A 15,479-nucleotide genomic window follows, 5' to 3' on the forward strand; every position below is an offset into this window, starting at 1 on the left:
CTGGTCAACGTCACGCACGCCCGGAACGACCACACGTACAAGGCTGGCGTCGAGTGGCGAAACGACATCTTCCGATCGACCTCGATCCACGGCTCCCATGGTGCCTACGACTTCAGCGCGGAACAGACGGGCCTTCCATCCACTCAAGGGCACCGCACCAAAGGCCTCCTCGTCCATCATCGAGCTCAAGCTGGCGCACGCCTCGTCACCTGGATCCCTGGTGGCGCTGTCGGCGGAAGAATTCGCCCGCCGCGTCAATGCGGCGCTCGCAGGACGCGCTCGTATCAGGGTGTTTGGAGCCGGTCAGCTCGGGAGCGACGAGGTCCTGCTGATCAAGTTGCGATTGGGGACCGTCGACTTCGCGATTCCATCGACGGTGGTGTCATCGACAGTCGAGGCCTTTGGCTTCTTCGAGATGCCGTACCTCGTCAAAGATCGCGAGCACGTGCGGCGCATCGAGCGCGAGATCTTCTGGCCGCACCTCGAGCCGTTCGCCGAAGAGAAGGGCTACAAGATCCTGGCACTGTGGGAGCACGGATTCCGCCAGATCACCAACAACCGACGCCCCATTGTCACGCCGGAAGATTTGCGAGGCATCAAGCTCAGAACGCCCAAGGGATATTGGCGGGTCGGGTTGTTCCAGGCGTTCGGGGCAAGTCCAACGCCGATGTCGCTGACGGAGGTCTTCGTGGCGCTGCAGACGGGCGTGCTCGACGGGCAAGAGAATCCGCTCCAGCAGATTCACGCCTCCCGATTCCAGGAAGTGCAGCGGTTTCTCTCGCTCACCAATCACGTTTACAGTCCGGTCTACGTCACGGTCGGTGCCGAGAAGTGGGCGAGCCATCCGGCTGGCGTTCGCGAGACCATCGAGCGGATTGCGCGAGAGACGCAGGCGTATTCCGACCGAACGGCGGCGAGGATGGACCGGGAGGTATTGGCCGAGCTCGGGCGTGTGGGGATGCAGATCAACAAGGTGGATCGCGACCGGTTCCTCACAGCCAGCCGTAGCTTCTACGAGCAGTTCGCCGAGGCGGTTCCCAGTGGCAGGGAGTGGATCGAGAGAGCACGCACTCTCGAGAACGACCGATGACGAGATTTCGACACGCGTTCGAGCGGCTGCTCGAGACGATTGTGCTGGTGCTGATGGTGCTCCTGGCGCTCGTGGTGGTCAGCGGTGTGCTCTTTCGCAAGGTCGGGGCGCCGCTGGTCTGGTACGACGAGGTCGCGTCGATTCTGCTCGCCTGGCTGACCTACTACGGTGCCTGCCTAGCCGCGCTGCGGCGCGCTCACATCGGATATCCGGCCCTTGTCGAATCGGTCTCTTCCGGGCTGCGATGGCCGCTGATCGCCATACGAGAGGTGGTGGTGATTGGCTTCGTCACGCTCGCGGCTTGGACCGGATGGCAAGTCGTTGCGGTGCTCGATGGCTTCTATCTGACGAGCCTCCCCTGGATGTCGAGACAAATCACTCAATCAGTGATCCCTGTCAGCGGGGTCCTGTTCATTGTGGCAGAGCTGCTCAGCGTGGCAGAGCTCGTCAGCGTGGCAGAGGTGAAGCAGGGGCCAGCGCCTGCGGCTGTGGGCGAGGAGGTGTCATGACGCTCCTCTTGCTGCTGATCGCGCTGCTGTTGCTCATCGTGATCGGCGTGCCAATCGCTATTGCGCTTGCCACCGTGTCGGTGGTCGCGATGGTGCTGACCTCTGGGGTCGAGGAGTTACCCAACGTTGGGCTGATTCTCTTCGACTCTGCCACGGGATTCGCGCTCATTACGATTCCGTTGTTCATTCTCGCCGGCGCCATCATGAACGCCAGCGGCATCTCACGCCGGCTCATCGCCCTGGCCTCCGCGCTGGTCGGGTTCATGAGGGGCGGCTTGGCGATGGTGACGATTGGGGCATCGATTGGCCTGGCGGAGGTATCCGGCTCCGCTGTGGCAGGCGTTGCGGCGCTCGGCTCCATCGTCATTCCCGGCATGAAACGGAAGGGCTATCCTGCCCCCTTCGCCGCGGCAGTCACGTCTTCTGCGTCCACGCTCGCCGTTGTGATCCCGCCGTCGATTCCCATGATCCTGTACGCCGTGATGGCCGGCAGCTCGGTGGTCGAGCTGTTCGTCGCCGGCATCGCGCCCGGTCTGATTGGTGGGGCTCTCATGATGGCCGTCGCATACGCGATCGCCGTCCGGCGCAACTTCCCAGTGGAGGAAGCGTTTCGACTCGAGCGCCTGAGGCAGGCGTTGCGGGAGGCCGGCTGGGCGCTCTTGCTGCCGGTGATTGTGCTCGGCGGCATCTTCAGCGGCTTTGCGACGCCCACGGAGGGCGCCGGTCTCGCTGTGTTGGCGGCGATTCTCATTGGTACCCTCATCTATCGAGAGCTCAACCTCGCGGAGTTGCGCGTTGCCGCCGTGGAAGGCGGCATACAAACTGCTGTGATCATGCTCCTGGTCGCGGCGTCCGCCTTGTTGGGTGACCATCTCACGTCGATTCAAGCGCCGCAGCGGGTCGCCGCAGCGATTGTCGGTCTGACCGACGAGCCGGTGGCGGTGCTCGCGCTGCTGAACGTCTTCTTCCTGGTGATCGGCACTTTTCTGCATGCCGCCGCGGCGATTGTCTTGGTCGTGCCGATTGTTATGCCTCTCGTGACAGCGGTCGGCATCGATCCGATCCACTTTGGGGTCATCGTCACCCTCAACCTCGGCATTGGGCAGCAGACACCGCCGGTCGCCAGCGTTCTGATGACCGCCTGCGCGATCGCGAAGACCGATCTCTGGGAGGTGACAAAGGCCAACATCTTCTTCATCGGGGCCTTGATCTGTACCTTGCTGTTGGTTACATATGTGCCCGCGATTCCACTAGCATTGGTGAATCTCTTCTACCCCGACTGAAGGTCGGCTACACTCTACTGTCCACGAACCGAGAATGTCGTCGAACGCTCTCTGCACTGGCAAACGGAGATGCCGCCCATGAATAGACATCGCATCCACCGTGCAATGTTGCTCGCTTGCGCAACCATCCTGATCGTCATACCTGCTTCGGTTGTCTTCACTGCAGACCACCCAGTTCGGGAATCTGGAGTTCGCGTGTGGGAAGAGGACGTGGTGATTCCCACCTATCTCGCCGGGGATCCTGAGCCCAACCCCATGTTCTTCTTCGGCCGGCAGTCGCAGGGAGCGGAGGGCAGGGTCTACCCCTATCCGCTCTACGATGCGTTGACTCACAAGAAGACGGACAAGACCTACAAGATGGTCTACCTCGAGAACGAATACGTTCGCATTGGTGTGCTGCCGGAGATCGGCGGCCGGATCTTCGAGGGCTTCGACAAGACGAACAACTACCATTTCTTCTATCGCCAGAACGTCATCAAGCCGGCGCTCATCGGCTTGATTGGCGCATGGATGTCCGGCGGCATCGAGTGGAACATTCCGCACCATCATCGCGCGACGACCTTCATTCCGGTTCAGCACCGTATCGAGGAGAATGACGACGGAAGTAAGACGGTGTGGGTGGGAGAGCTGGAGATTCGACACCGCATGCGCTGGGCGGTTGGCTACACCTTGCATCCAGGTAAGGCCTACCTGGAGGCCAAGCTGCGTATTGTCAATCGCACGCCAGTCGTGCACACGATGCTCGCTTTTGCCAACGTCGCGGTGCACGTGGACGAGAGCTATCAGGTCATCTTCCCTCCGAGCACGCAGTTCGGCACGCATCACCATAAGCGGGAGTTCACGCGGTGGCCGATCTCTGATTCCAGCTATGGCTCCGGCGACTTCACTGACGGTGTGGACATCAGTTGGTACAAGAACCACAGCGCGGCGAACTCGGTGTTTGCGTGGAACTACGAGGACGACTTCGTGGCTGGCTACGACCACGGCAAACAGGCGGGGACGATGGCCATCGTCGATCATCACATCGCGCCGGGCAAGAAGTTCTGGACGTGGGGCAACGGCCCGCGCGGCCGCATGTGGGACCGCATCCTCACCGATGAGGATGGCCCTTACATGGAGATCATGGTCGGTGCGTACTCCGACAATCAGCCTGACTACAGCTGGCTCCAGCCGTACGAGGCCAAGTCGTTCTCGATGTATTGGTACCCGTTTCGGGACATCGGCGGTGCCAAGCAGGCGAATCTTGACGCCGCCGTGAATCTCGACGTCGAGGGCGAGGCCGCGGAGGTCGGTTTCTATGCCACCGCAGCGTACCCTGAAGCGACGGTCCGACTCGAGGCGGGTGATCGTCTGCTGCTCGATCAAAGCGTTGCCATCGATCCAGCCAGGCCCTTCGTGCAGAAGGTCCAACTCCCGAATGGCGTGAAGGAGCACGACCTGCGAGCATCACTGACAGTGGCCGGCAAGGAGTTGGTCTCCTATCAACCGGTTCGTCTCGAGCCCAAGGAGATGCCGGAGCCGGTCGAGACGGATCCGCCGGCCCCGGAGGAGATCGAAACGATCGATGAGCTCTATCTCACGGGCGTCTGGATCGAGCAGTTCCACAATGCCTCGCTCGAGCCGGACCCGTACTGGGAAGAGGCGCTGCGGCGCGATTCGGGTGACACACGAGCCAACACAGCGCTCGGCATCAACCGTTTCAAGAAGGCCCGGTACGCAGAGGCGGAGCAGCACTTCCGCAAGGCGCTCGAGCGGCTCGCCGCGCGCTACGCCACGCCAAAGGATGCGGGAGCCACCTACTACCTTGGTCTCACGCTGAAGGCGCAAGGCAAGCACGACGAGGCGTTCGACTATCTGTACAAGTCGACCTGGAACATGGCCTGGCGGGCTCCAGGCTATTACGCCATCGCGGAAATCGCCGCCACGCAAGGCGATCACGCGGCCGCACTGCGCTATGCCGAGCGCTCACTGGAAGCAAACGCGTTGAACCTTCGAGCCTGGAACCTCAAGACTGCGCTGCTGCGCCACCTCGATCGCAGGGAGGAGGCGCTCGTTGCCCTCGATGAGGCCCTGCAAGCGGTCGATCCGCTCGATGTGCGATCGATGGCTGAACGTTGGCTCCTAACTCATGAGGCAGATCACGCGGAGCGCTTGGCGAAGACGTTCAAGGAGCATCCTGCCACGGCTCAAGAGACGGCTGCCGAGTATTTGAACGCAGGGCTTTGGCAGGACGGGGTGGACGTGCTGGCACACGCGCTCACAGCGGCGCCCGATGACTCGAGGGTCTCGCCGATGATCTACTACTATCTCGCCTACTTCAGCGAGAGGCTCGGCAAAGGTGACAAAGCAGAGGGCTACTACGAATTGGCTCAGCAGGTGCCTCGCGAGTACGTCTTCCCGTTCCAGTGGGAGGCCGAGATCGTGCTTCGGGCGGCCATCGACGCCAATCCAGGCGATGCCGGAGCGCCGTACTATCTCGGTAATCTCCTGTACGACTGGCAGCCGGAAGAAGCGGTCGCGATGTGGGAGCAGTCTGCGAAGGTCGATCCCACCTTCCCTGTCGTGCACCGCAACCTGGCCATTGCCTATGCGCATCGGAACGAGGCCAGTTCCACGGAGAAAGCAATTGCCAGTCTCGAGAAGGCGGTTTCTCTGCCTGGACGCAAGTACGCCATGCACTTCACGGAGCTCGACCAGTTGTATGAGGCGACCGGCAAGCCTCCCGAGGAGCGCCTAGAGATTCTCGAGAAGAATCAGCAGGTCGTGGCTGAACGCGATGACGCGCTCGCGCGGGCCATCTCGCTCAAGGTGATCGTGGGCAAGCTAGACGAGGCGATTCAGTTGCTCAGCAGCAACCAGTTCAGCGTCTGGGAGGGTGGCACGCTCAACGTGACGGACCCCTGGACCGATGCGCACCTCCTGCGCGGCCATCGGCATCTCGCCGCCGAACAATACGAGGAGGCGGTGGCCGACTACCAAACGGCCTTGCGGTTTCCCGACACCCTCACCTCCGAGCGTCTCGGATTCGGTGGTCGCGACGCGGAGGTAGCTTACTGGACTGGGATTGCGAAGGAACGCATGGGTGACCAGGAGGGCGCTCGACAATCCTGGAAGCTGGCCTCTTCCGCAGCGGAATCAACGCAAAGACGGCGTCGTGGCGGAGCGCTCGTTGGCGCCGACCAGCGGTATTATCAGGCGCTTGCGCTTCGTCAGTTGGGAGAGGAGGAACAGGCCGAAGCAAGCCTGAAGGAGCTGCTGGATCTTGCGAACCGGTCGCTCGCAGAAGCGTCGGAAGCAGAGGATGACTCGGACGGCTTCGTCCGGGGGACGTCTGGCAGACGCCGGGATGCGACGGCGCACTATGTGGCTGGCTTGGCACACCTTGGGCTGAACCGGCAGGAAGAAGCCGCGAAGGTCCTGAAGGAAGCGCTCGAGCTGAGCCCCGATCTGCTCGGCGCCAAGACCGTATTGGCGACTATCAGCAACTGAAAAAGGAACCGGTACCCGGTTCCTTGTCCACGGCTGGAGGGGTGAGCTGACACGGCGCACATTCTTGACGGGGGTTGTGACGACGGCTGCTGTCGCGGCTAACCTGCGGCAGGTGGAGGCGCAGTCCGCGTCCATCCCGGTCATCGATACCCATATCCATCTCTTCGACCCAACACGGCCGCAAGGCGCTCCGTACAGTGGGCCACGGGGCGTGGCACCGGCACCCGCATATCCTGATAGATATCGCAAGCTGGCTGTACCGCTCGGTATCGTCGGCGCGATCAAGGTCGAGGCGAGCCCCTGGATCGAGGACAACCTCTGGGTGCTCGAAGTTGCCCAGCGAGACACCATCATCGTTGGTGTGATCGGCAACCTCGAGCCCCAAAAGCCGGAGTTTCCAGAGTACCTCGAGCGGTACCGCAAACATCCGCTGTTCCGGGGAATCCGATACGGAAACCTGTGGAAGCGAGACCTTGCGGCCGAGGTCGGCAACCTTCGGTTCATCAGCGGCCTGAAGCTGCTCGCGGACGCCGACCTGGTGCTGGACACGGCCAATCCTCGTGTCCCGCTGCTCGAAGGCATCGTCCGACTGACCGACAAGGTGCCCACGCTCCGCGTTGTCCTCGATCATTTACCGGCACTGGAGCCGCCAGCGGCACAAGCGGAACGCGCCGCCTACGACGGCGTGCTGCGCGAGCTCGGGCAGCGCCCGCAGGTCTTCGTGAAGCTGTCGCAGATCATCCACCGCGTGAACGATCGGGTCTCGACCGAGCTCCACGCACACAGAGCCCGCCTGGACGCGCTCATCTCAATCTTTGGCGAGGATCGGGTGCTCTTTGGTAGTGATTGGCCAAACAGCGACGGTGTGACGTCGCTCGACAAGGTCGTGGCGATCGCGAAGGAGTACTTTCGCACGAAGCGACCGTCAGTCGCGGAGAAGTACTTCTGGAGGAACTCGACCCGCGTCTACAAGTGGGTGAAGCGGGACTCGTCCCAGCCGAGCGCGGTCTCCTAGCGACCTCCACGCCCGACCGCCCTGGCTAGCGGGGAGAGCGATGGCGCGGCAGCGCGAACGCCAGGACGTTCGCACCGGATGCGATGGCGACGTACTGCCGCCCGTTGACCATGTAGGTGATGGGCGATGCCTTCCACGGCTCCTGTGTTTCGAAGTGCCAGAGATGGGAGCCGTTCTTTGCATCGACGGCTGCGAATTCCCCAGTGGCCTGGCCATAGAACACTACACCGCCGGCTGTCGAGAGGGTGCCTGCGTAGTTGTTGGTGCCGCCGGTTTGCGGAACCTCCCATACGACACGGCCCGTTTCGATATCGAGCGCGCGGAGCGCCATCGATCCGCTGCGTCTTCGTGAGCGCCGGTTGGCCGGACGCTCCACCGACGGCGGCGTTGCCGGCGCCCGTCCCGCGCCAGCTCTACGCCCTCCACCGAACATCGTGCTGCGATAAAGGAAACAGTTCTCCACTGCCATCACGTAGAAGAGCCCTGTTTGTGGACTGTAGGAGCTGGACATCCAGTTCGTCGCGCCCCGGATGGCCGGGCAGGTTGTCACGCCCTCTTCGTCCGGCACGTTGCCCGGAAGCAGCCGAGGGCGGCCGTCCGGTCCGATCCCGCTGGCCCAGGTGAGCTTCTCCACGAACGGTGTGGCGCCCAGGAAGTCGCCGTTGGTTCGATCCAGCACGTAAAAGAAGCCATTCCGGTTCGCCTGGAGCAGCAGCTTTCGCGGGCGGCCCTGGTAGGGCGCATCGATCAGCAACGGTGGCGACTGCGCATCCCAGTCCCACAGGTCATGCGGCGTGAATTGGTAGTGCCAGCGAAGCTGTCCGGTCTTCACGTCGAGCGCCAGAATGCAGTTGGTGTACAAGTTGTCGCCCTGCCGTCCGCTTCCGTCGGTGTCCGGGTAGGGGTTGCCGGTCGGCCAGTAGAGCGTGCCCGTGTCGGGATCGTACGTTCCGGTCAGCCAGGTAGCGCCGCCACCTTCTTCGAGGTTTGCATCGCCCTGCCATGTTTCAGAGCCCGCCTCGCCGCGCAGGGGGACCGTCCAGAAGCGCCACGCCTGCTTGCCGGTGCTCACATGGTACGCGGCGAGAAATCCCCGGATCCCCTCGTCTCCGCCAGACACTCCTGCTATGACGAGGTCTCCCACCACGAGCGGAGCCATGGTGCCTCCGTACGGCATCTCCGGTTTTTCGGGCAGCACGACTTCCCACAGCAACGCGCCGTTGACCCGGCTCAACGCGAGCAGATGGGCGTTGTCGGTGACGAAGAACACGCGTTCTCCGAGAACCGCGACGCCCCGATTGAAGCCCCGAGCCGCGTCGCCGCGGAGCCCCGGTGTCCGCGGACGCGAGTAGCGCCAGATTTCCCGCCCCGACGTGGCATCCAGCGCAGAGACCTGATTCGGTCCCGTGATGTACATGATGCCGTCGAGCACGAGCGGTGACATCTCGATGTCGAAGCTCCGCAGCGAATGGACCCACTGGAGGGAGAGTTGACCGACATTGGCTGTATTGATCTGCTCGTGCGCGCTGTATCGATTCCCATTCAGCCGCCCGTGATACGTTGGCCAATCACCAGGTCTCGGGCTCTGAATCTCTTCGAAGGCCGAGGCTGTCGGTGCCGGCGCGTCTGTTCGTTCCGGCGGTCTGCCTCCACGAAGATTCATGAGATAGGCGAGCAGATCGCGCTGCTCCGTCGCACTTGCTCGAAGCGCGGGCATAATCGAGCCGCTCTCACGCGTCACCTTGACCGACCGCTTGTCGAAAGCCGTCAGGCGGCCGTCCAACGTCTGCAGCGCGAGCACGTGATTCCCCTCATTCCGCGCGAATCCGCGGAGCGCGCGACCATCCTCGCTCTGGACACTGACCGTTGCGTATCCCTCTGCGACCGTGGCCGAGGGATCGAGAAGCGCCTCCTTCATTTCTGCAAGCGTCATCTGCTCGCCGATGTGAGAAAGATCTGGACCGGCCGGACTACCGCGGCCGAGCACGAGGTGGCATGACGCGCATTCGCCCTGGCCGAAGAAGAACACTTCGCCTGCGCTGACGTTGCCGTCGGGCTCCTCCTGGCGAAGCGGCGCGTTGAGTGAGCGAACGAAGGCAGTGACCGCCTCGAGCTCGTCGGGAGGCAACGAGGCAAACCCCGGCATGCCGTTGGGCGTGCCGTTGCGAATGAGATTCTGCAGCTCCTCGTCTGACATGATCTGCAGGCGGCGGTTGCCCGCCACAGCGGGCCCTCTACCGCCTTCGCCGGCCTGCCCGTGGCACGACGCGCAGAGAGTCCCGTAGACGCGCGGGCCGTCAGTGGGACTGGCGCCCTCCAATCGTGGAGGCGCCTGCGGCTGCTGGCCTGACATACCCGCCGCACCGGCGAAGGTGACACCGCTGACGAGCGCCAGGACTCCAGCGGGTTTCCACAGGATCCGCAAACCCGGTCACCTCACATCGAACAACGTGCCGCCGACCTGAGGCGGGTAGAAGTACGCCATTGCCTGGAGCGCGGTGTCGATCCGATACACGCGGTCCTGCATCAACGCCACGCGCCGTGACGTGGCTGGAATGGTTGTCGTGTAGATGCGAAGCTCGCCGTCGACTGCCGTGACGACCTCCTCGCGCCAGTCGCCGACGATGTCGGCCAAACCGACGATGCGTCCTTCGATTTCACCGAGCTGAGGGCCTTTGTACTTCACAATGCGTGATCTCTCCGGGACGCCAGAAGGCCGTGGACGGGGCCGATCTGCGGCTCTCTGGGTGCGTGAGCCTGCAGGGCGCCTGAACCTCGAACGCCCTGGGATATAGGCCTTGATGGGGCCGTCATCCCAATACAGGGCTCGCGGACTGATGCCACCGAGATCTTCCGCGCCCAACCGTTCGCCGCGTGCGTTGTGGAGCCAGAATTGTGAGCCGTCGGCTTCCACCCCGTAGAATTCCATGCCTGGATGGCCTGCGTCGAGGTCGCCCAACATGCCCTGATCGTGGATGTGTGTCGTCGGCTCCTGGAGGCCCCAGATGATCTTGCCCGTGCGCGCCTCGACGAGACAGATACCATTCTCCTTTCGCCGCACTTCGACCCCATAGGCGATTTCCAAGCCGGCTCGATCAGGATCGACGTCCGCCACGTAGACGACGTCCGGGTGTCCGAGGTCCGTGTTCCAGAGTAGGGTGCCATTGTCGTCCAAGGCTGCCGCCCCGAGCACGAGCTCATCGCGCCCATCGTCATCGATATCCGCGACCTTCATGCCGTGCATCCCCTGCCCGCGGACCTGCGGATCTTCATCGTCTCCGTTCCAGCTCCACACCTTCTTCAATTGGCCGTCGACGAGATTGTACGTATCGACTCTCATCGTCGTGTAGGTTCCGCGATGAACGACGATGCTCGGGCGCTTGCCGTCGAGATAGGCGACGCCCACCATGTGGCGCGATGCGCGGTTTCCGGTCTCGTCCCCCCAATCTGCGACGTTGCCTCTTGCAATCCAATCGACTTTGGTGATTTCGCTACCTGTCATGCCGTCCAGGATCGAGAGATACTCTGGCCCGGTCAGCATGTGCCCGTCCGCATCACGATAGTCGACGTCGGTCGGCGCCGTTCGCAGCGCGATCTCTGCCTTACCATCCTCGTTCAGGTCGAACACCACCATCGGCGAGTACCAGATGCCCATCTCGATATTCCAGCCAAGGTCTTTTCGCCATAGGAGGGTGCCATCGTTTCGATAGGCTTCCAGCTTGTAGGTGTCGGTGCTTCGACGCCAGTAGCTGTCGCCTGGGTCGATGCTGGAGCCAGGCTGTTTGACCACGAAATCTAGCTTGCCGTCGCCGTCCAGATCGGCGATGCCAATTTTGTTCGGCGAGTAGTCGCCTTGCAGCTTCATTGTCACATACGGTCTCGTCGGGGCATTCGCAAGCAGACGCACGGCATCCGATGCATCCTGCTCACTGCCCTCGGTAACCGCTCGCACGGACCATGCATTCTCGCGGCTCAGCGGCGCCGTTCTGTCGACGAAGTTCGTCGATTCGGTTACGGGTGTCTCATTCAGCTTGAGCGCAGGTTGGCCGGCCGTGGACCGATAGACGTTGAACCCGACATTTGACGGGTCGGTCTTCAGTAGCCGCCAACCGACGTAAACCTCGTTCTGTCCGGTTGGCACGGCGACCAATCCACGGTCCAGCGTTTCAGGTGCGTCGGCGGCGCTCAGAGGCCACCATGGCGACAGCGCTGCTGCTGCCACTGCTAGAGCCAGGCTAACGCGTAGAGCGTGCATGCGTATGACTCCCTGACGGTGCCCGTTTCAGAAGCTCAATCGCAGCCCCAGCCGGGCGTAGCGCTCCGCATACTCGCGGCCGAGGGCGTTCGTCCCGGTGATCACGCCGAATCCATTCAACGCCCGGACGGAGCCGTCCGGGTTGAGCTGAAGGTTCGACACGTTGGTGCCGCTCGGGTTCAGGAAGTTCGCCCGGTTCGTCACGTTGAACACCTCGAGCCGGAACTGCAGATTGACGCCGCTGGTCACCGCAAACGTGCGAAAGAGGCCAGCGTCGAGGTTGACTGCGCCGGGTCCCCGCAAGGTATTCACACCGGCGTTGCCGAAGCGCGCCTCGGTGACCGGTGCGAAGGCGGTGACATCGAAGTACGGCGTATCGGGACCGACACCACCGAGGATCGCTGCCGGGTTGATCTGATCGGCACGCTGGCCGCTCCCGGGTGCGTTGAGCGACGCGTCGCTCGCGGTGATAGTGAATGGCGTCCCGGAGCGCGCCGAAAGGAGCGCGTTCACTTGCCACCCGCCAGCCAGCGTGGCAACGACGCCGCCCCGATTCAAGAAAGGCTTGCCGGCGCCAAACGGCAGCTCGTAGATGGCCGACACGTCGAGCTTGTGCGGCGTGGAGTTGCTCTGGTCGCCCTTGTTCAGCTGCCAGAACTCTGGGATGGCAATGTTGCCAGCCCACCAGTCGGTGGCCTTGGCAAAGGTATACGCGACACTGAGCTGGAATCCGTCGCTCATCCGGCGGGTCACGTTCGCCTGCAGCGAGTCATATTGGACACGCCCTGCGGGCGAATCGCGCTGATGGCCGCGGTCGTCTGCACCCCGCCCGGTAAGCCGGCTTGATTGAACGGCTGGCTCGCCGGTCCGCCCCCGATCTGGCCGTAGTTGAGGTTTTGGCCGCGCATCATGTCGTTCTGGCGGCTGCCGACGTATCCAAGCTGCGCCGTGATGTCGTAGGGGAGCAGCTTCTGCACGGACACGTTGAACGACGTGATGTGGCCGCGCATGAACGTATCCGTGTTCTCCAGCGTCGTGACGCCCGCTCCGGCGGGTAGCGCGAGGCTACCGCTCGCGACGTCGATGATTGGCAACGCCGGATATCCGTCGCTGATGCTGCCCACCGGCGTAAACGGGGTTTCACCCACATCGGTGATACCGACATGCACTGGGAAGTTGCGAAGCCGGAAGCTCACCATGTTCTGGTTCTGTGGGTTGCGCGAGAAACCGGCGCGAATGACCAAGGAATCGGTGGCCCGATACGCGACGCCCACGCGCGGTGTGAACAAGTTCTTCTGGACCGTGATGCCGCACGTCGGGTCGTTGTTCCCGACGCCGCAGAGCAGAACGCTGTTGGTCGTGAAATCGAAGATCTCGATGCCCCGATCGGCACGCATCGGGACCGGGTAGTACTCCCACCGGAGACCTGCGGAGACGGTGAGCTTGCGGGTCATCTGCCACTGGTCGCGGATGTAGAGGCCATATTCCCAACTGCGGAGCGTGGCGGACCGCTCCTGGCTTCCGTTGTCATCGTCGATCAGCGGGTTCTGCAGCGCGGTGCTCCGAGAGTTGGGCAGCCCGAGCAGGAAGTCCGCGTACGAGTTGAAGAGGTTCTGGCTCTCGCCGCCGTTGAGGGCCGTCGCACCACCGGTGAAGCTGAAATTCGGCGCGACGATCTCGTAATGGTTCATGTGCAGTCGATGGACGTCGAGGCCGAACTTGATGTTGTGGCTGCCCTTGTTCCAGCTCGCGTTCATGACCCACTGCCACTGCGGGTCGAGGTAGTCGAAGACCGATCCCGTGTTGTCGTTGGGGAACGTGCCGTTTCCGTAGGAGCTCCAGCCCGCGATGTCGATGCGCGGTAGGGCATAGTCACGCTGCAGCGGCGGTTGACACGCGTTCGGAATGCCGACCTCCGCGCCCCAGCACGTCGGCGGTCCTGGCGGCTCGTGATACGTGTGTTGCCGGGTGAACCCAAAGAGGCCGTCGATGACGAAGTTCGACGACACAATTGCCGTTGCCGATAGGGACGCACTGCTCACGTTCGAGTCGAGCGTCGTGCCGAGCGCCAACGGATTGAGCTCCTCTCCGCCGACGGCCGGGTAAAGACCGGAGGCGCGCTCGCTGCTCGGCAGATAGCTGACTCGGGTGTTCACGTTCACCCGACTATTCGCGTTCCACGTCAGCTTCGTGTCGATTTTGTGGAAGTTCGAATTGTAGTCCGGCGTGGCGAAGTAGTTGTTCGCGTTTCCGGGAAGCGTCGGCTGCGGCAGCCGCGCCAGGATGCTCCTGGCGGCGGGGTCGATCCGATTCGCCGGGATGAAGTTGCACGCGTCGAACCGCGGGCCGGCGGAGGACGTGAGCCCGGGGCAGTTGGCGAACGCGAAGGGCATCCGGCCCGTTCCGTCCGCGGCGCCCGTCAACGGATCGTAGATAACCGTGCCGGTCGACGAGAAGTCGCCAGCGCGAATCGCTGCGGGCGGGAGTGAGAGAAACTGCGTTGCGGAGCCGGACGCCTGAGTCGCGTAGGGGCCGCCGACCGTCCGCTGGACCGTTGACTCGATGCTGGCGAAGTAGAAGAGCTTGTCGCGCTTGATGGGGCCGCCAATGGTCCCGCCGAACACGTTCTTGTCGTCTTTGATCTTCTCTTGATCGCGTGGCAGGAAAAAGTTGCGGCTGCGCAATGCCGCGGTCGTCAGATAGTCGAACGCCGAGCCTTGCAGGGTGTTGGTGCCGCTCTTGATCTGGACGTTCACCGACGCACCGCCCGCCATCCCTTGCTCCGCGTCGAAGCTGTTGGTGACGATGTTGACCGTCTCGATGGCCTCCATGGCGGGGCTGTAGGCTTGCAGGCCCTCGATCCACTGATTCGTGGCGCTGACGCCATCGATGCGGACGACGGTGTTCTGGTTGGGCGCTCCGTTCACGGAAATCTGCATCGAGCGAGAAGGGTTGTTGATGCCGCCGGTCTGGAAGTAGTTCGGCTGCGCAACGCCAGGTGTGAGCACGAGCAGACTCTGAAAGCTCCTGCCGTTCACCGGGATGTTCTCGAGCGTCTCGCGGACCAACTGCGATTGAACAGCGGCCGTCTCGGTCTGGAGGAGGGCGGCATTTGCAGAGACGCGCACCGATTCTTCGAGCGCTTCCACGCTGAGCCTCGCGTTGACACGAACGGTGGCGTTGAGTCGGACGAGGACATCACGCGCGCTGAACGGCTGAAACCCCGGTAACGACACGTCGACCCGATAGGTGCCAGCGGCAACGTTTGGGAACGTGTAGCCTCCCGTCTCATTGGTGATCGTTTCACGGGACTGATTGGTCTCACCGTGTGTAATGACCACGGTCGCACCCGGAACGGCGAGATTGGAGGAATCCGTCACGGTTCCGACGATGGATCCATAGAGCACTTGCGCACGGGCCGTGGTCGACAGTCCAGCGAGTGCAAGAATGGCCACGGCAGCAGCGCATCGCATCCCCACCATCCTCGTGCGCCACGCGAGCTTCACTGTCATTGTTCCACCTCACTCCTCTTGAGCGCCGGGGAGCGCACGTGTCGCGTGGCGTCCGGTTGACGGAGGCCTGCGCCACGCGGGGACGTTGGCGGACGTTCACCCGGCAACCAGCAAAGACGGGCACGCGCGAGCATCGGCGTCCTCTCGACAGGTCCGCCGCGCCACGTTGGGGCCCGCCGGAAGGGAATCCGAGTCAGGCAACCCTGCTATTGCGTTGAGGTGAGAGATGATAGTGCACTACAAAGTGCCCTGTCAAGCGGTCGGTGGCGAAATGTCAAGGCGAAATAGAAATGTCCCCGTTCTTAGCGAAATAGAAATGTCCCCTC

Annotated in this window: 9 protein-coding genes; 5 read left to right on the plus strand and 4 right to left on the minus strand. The window is 62.8% G+C overall.

Features of this window, described 5'->3' with window-relative positions:
- Nucleotides 1-97 precede the first annotated feature (97 nt).
- The 5 genes from GEV06_25200 to GEV06_25220 all read left to right on the plus strand — a co-directional run bounded on the left by GEV06_25200 (nt 98) and on the right by GEV06_25220 (nt 7,386).
- The gene (locus GEV06_25200) at nt 98-1,090 is read left to right on the plus strand and encodes a DctP family TRAP transporter solute-binding subunit (GenBank protein MPZ21167.1); all 993 of its coding nucleotides are present in this window, start codon (nt 98-100) and stop codon (nt 1,088-1,090) included.
- Nucleotides 1,087-1,599, plus strand: coding sequence for a TRAP transporter small permease subunit (locus GEV06_25205; GenBank protein MPZ21168.1), 513 nt, complete (start codon nt 1,087-1,089; stop codon nt 1,597-1,599). The genes GEV06_25200 and GEV06_25205 overlap by 4 nt, the downstream gene beginning before the upstream one ends.
- Nucleotides 1,596-2,882: a TRAP transporter large permease subunit gene (locus GEV06_25210; protein MPZ21169.1), complete on the plus strand. Its 1,287-nt coding sequence runs from the start codon at nt 1,596-1,598 to the stop codon at nt 2,880-2,882. Before GEV06_25205 ends, GEV06_25210 begins: the two co-directional genes overlap by 4 nt.
- A 69-nt stretch (nt 2,883-2,951) precedes the next feature.
- Nucleotides 2,952-6,371 (plus strand): DUF5107 domain-containing protein, encoded by a 3,420-nt coding sequence (locus GEV06_25215; protein ID MPZ21170.1) that lies wholly within the window; start codon nt 2,952-2,954, stop codon nt 6,369-6,371.
- Between the two features lie 46 nt (nt 6,372-6,417).
- Complete coding sequence (locus GEV06_25220) at nt 6,418-7,386, plus strand: amidohydrolase family protein (protein MPZ21171.1); 969 nt, start codon at nt 6,418-6,420, stop codon at nt 7,384-7,386.
- Between the two features lie 25 nt (nt 7,387-7,411).
- On the opposite strand, the gene GEV06_25225 is transcribed toward GEV06_25220, so the two are convergent.
- From GEV06_25225 to GEV06_25240, 4 genes are read right to left on the minus strand one after another with little or no spacing between them, the layout of a single operon-like run.
- Nucleotides 7,412-9,811: a PQQ-binding-like beta-propeller repeat protein gene (locus GEV06_25225; protein ID MPZ21172.1), complete on the minus strand. Its 2,400-nt coding sequence runs from the start codon at nt 9,809-9,811 to the stop codon at nt 7,412-7,414.
- A gap of 6 nt (nt 9,812-9,817) precedes the next feature.
- The gene (locus tag GEV06_25230) at nt 9,818-11,641 is read right to left on the minus strand and encodes a silent information regulator protein Sir2 (GenBank protein ID MPZ21173.1); all 1,824 of its coding nucleotides are present in this window, start codon (nt 11,639-11,641) and stop codon (nt 9,818-9,820) included.
- Nucleotides 11,642-11,668: 27 nt separating this feature from the next.
- The gene (locus tag GEV06_25235; protein ID MPZ21174.1) at nt 11,669-12,382 is read right to left on the minus strand and encodes a hypothetical protein; all 714 of its coding nucleotides are present in this window, start codon (nt 12,380-12,382) and stop codon (nt 11,669-11,671) included.
- 8 nt (nt 12,383-12,390) lie between these two features.
- Nucleotides 12,391-15,153, minus strand: a complete 2,763-nt coding sequence (locus GEV06_25240) for a TonB-dependent receptor plug domain-containing protein (GenBank protein ID MPZ21175.1) — start codon at nt 15,151-15,153, stop codon at nt 12,391-12,393.
- Between the last annotated feature and the right edge of the window lie 326 nt (nt 15,154-15,479).

It is taken from the genome of Luteitalea sp. (genome assembly GCA_009377605.1).
Taxonomy (GTDB): Bacteria; Acidobacteriota; Vicinamibacteria; order Vicinamibacterales; family Vicinamibacteraceae; genus WHTT01.

Coding starts and splice junctions, on each gene's coding strand:
- GEV06_25200 (MPZ21167.1), top strand. CDS start 98: ATGGTGCCTACGACTTCAGCGCGGAACAGACGGGCCTTCCATCCACTC.
- GEV06_25205 (MPZ21168.1), top strand. CDS start 1,087: ATGACGAGATTTCGACACGCGTTCGAGCGGCTGCTCGAGACGATTGTG.
- GEV06_25210 (MPZ21169.1), top strand. CDS start 1,596: ATGACGCTCCTCTTGCTGCTGATCGCGCTGCTGTTGCTCATCGTGATC.
- GEV06_25215 (MPZ21170.1), top strand. CDS start 2,952: ATGCCGCCCATGAATAGACATCGCATCCACCGTGCAATGTTGCTCGCT.
- GEV06_25230 (MPZ21173.1), bottom strand. CDS start 11,641: ATGCACGCTCTACGCGTTAGCCTGGCTCTAGCAGTGGCAGCAGCAGCG.
- GEV06_25235 (MPZ21174.1), bottom strand. CDS start 12,382: ATGAGCGACGGATTCCAGCTCAGTGTCGCGTATACCTTTGCCAAGGCC.
- GEV06_25240 (MPZ21175.1), bottom strand. CDS start 15,153: ATGACAGTGAAGCTCGCGTGGCGCACGAGGATGGTGGGGATGCGATGC.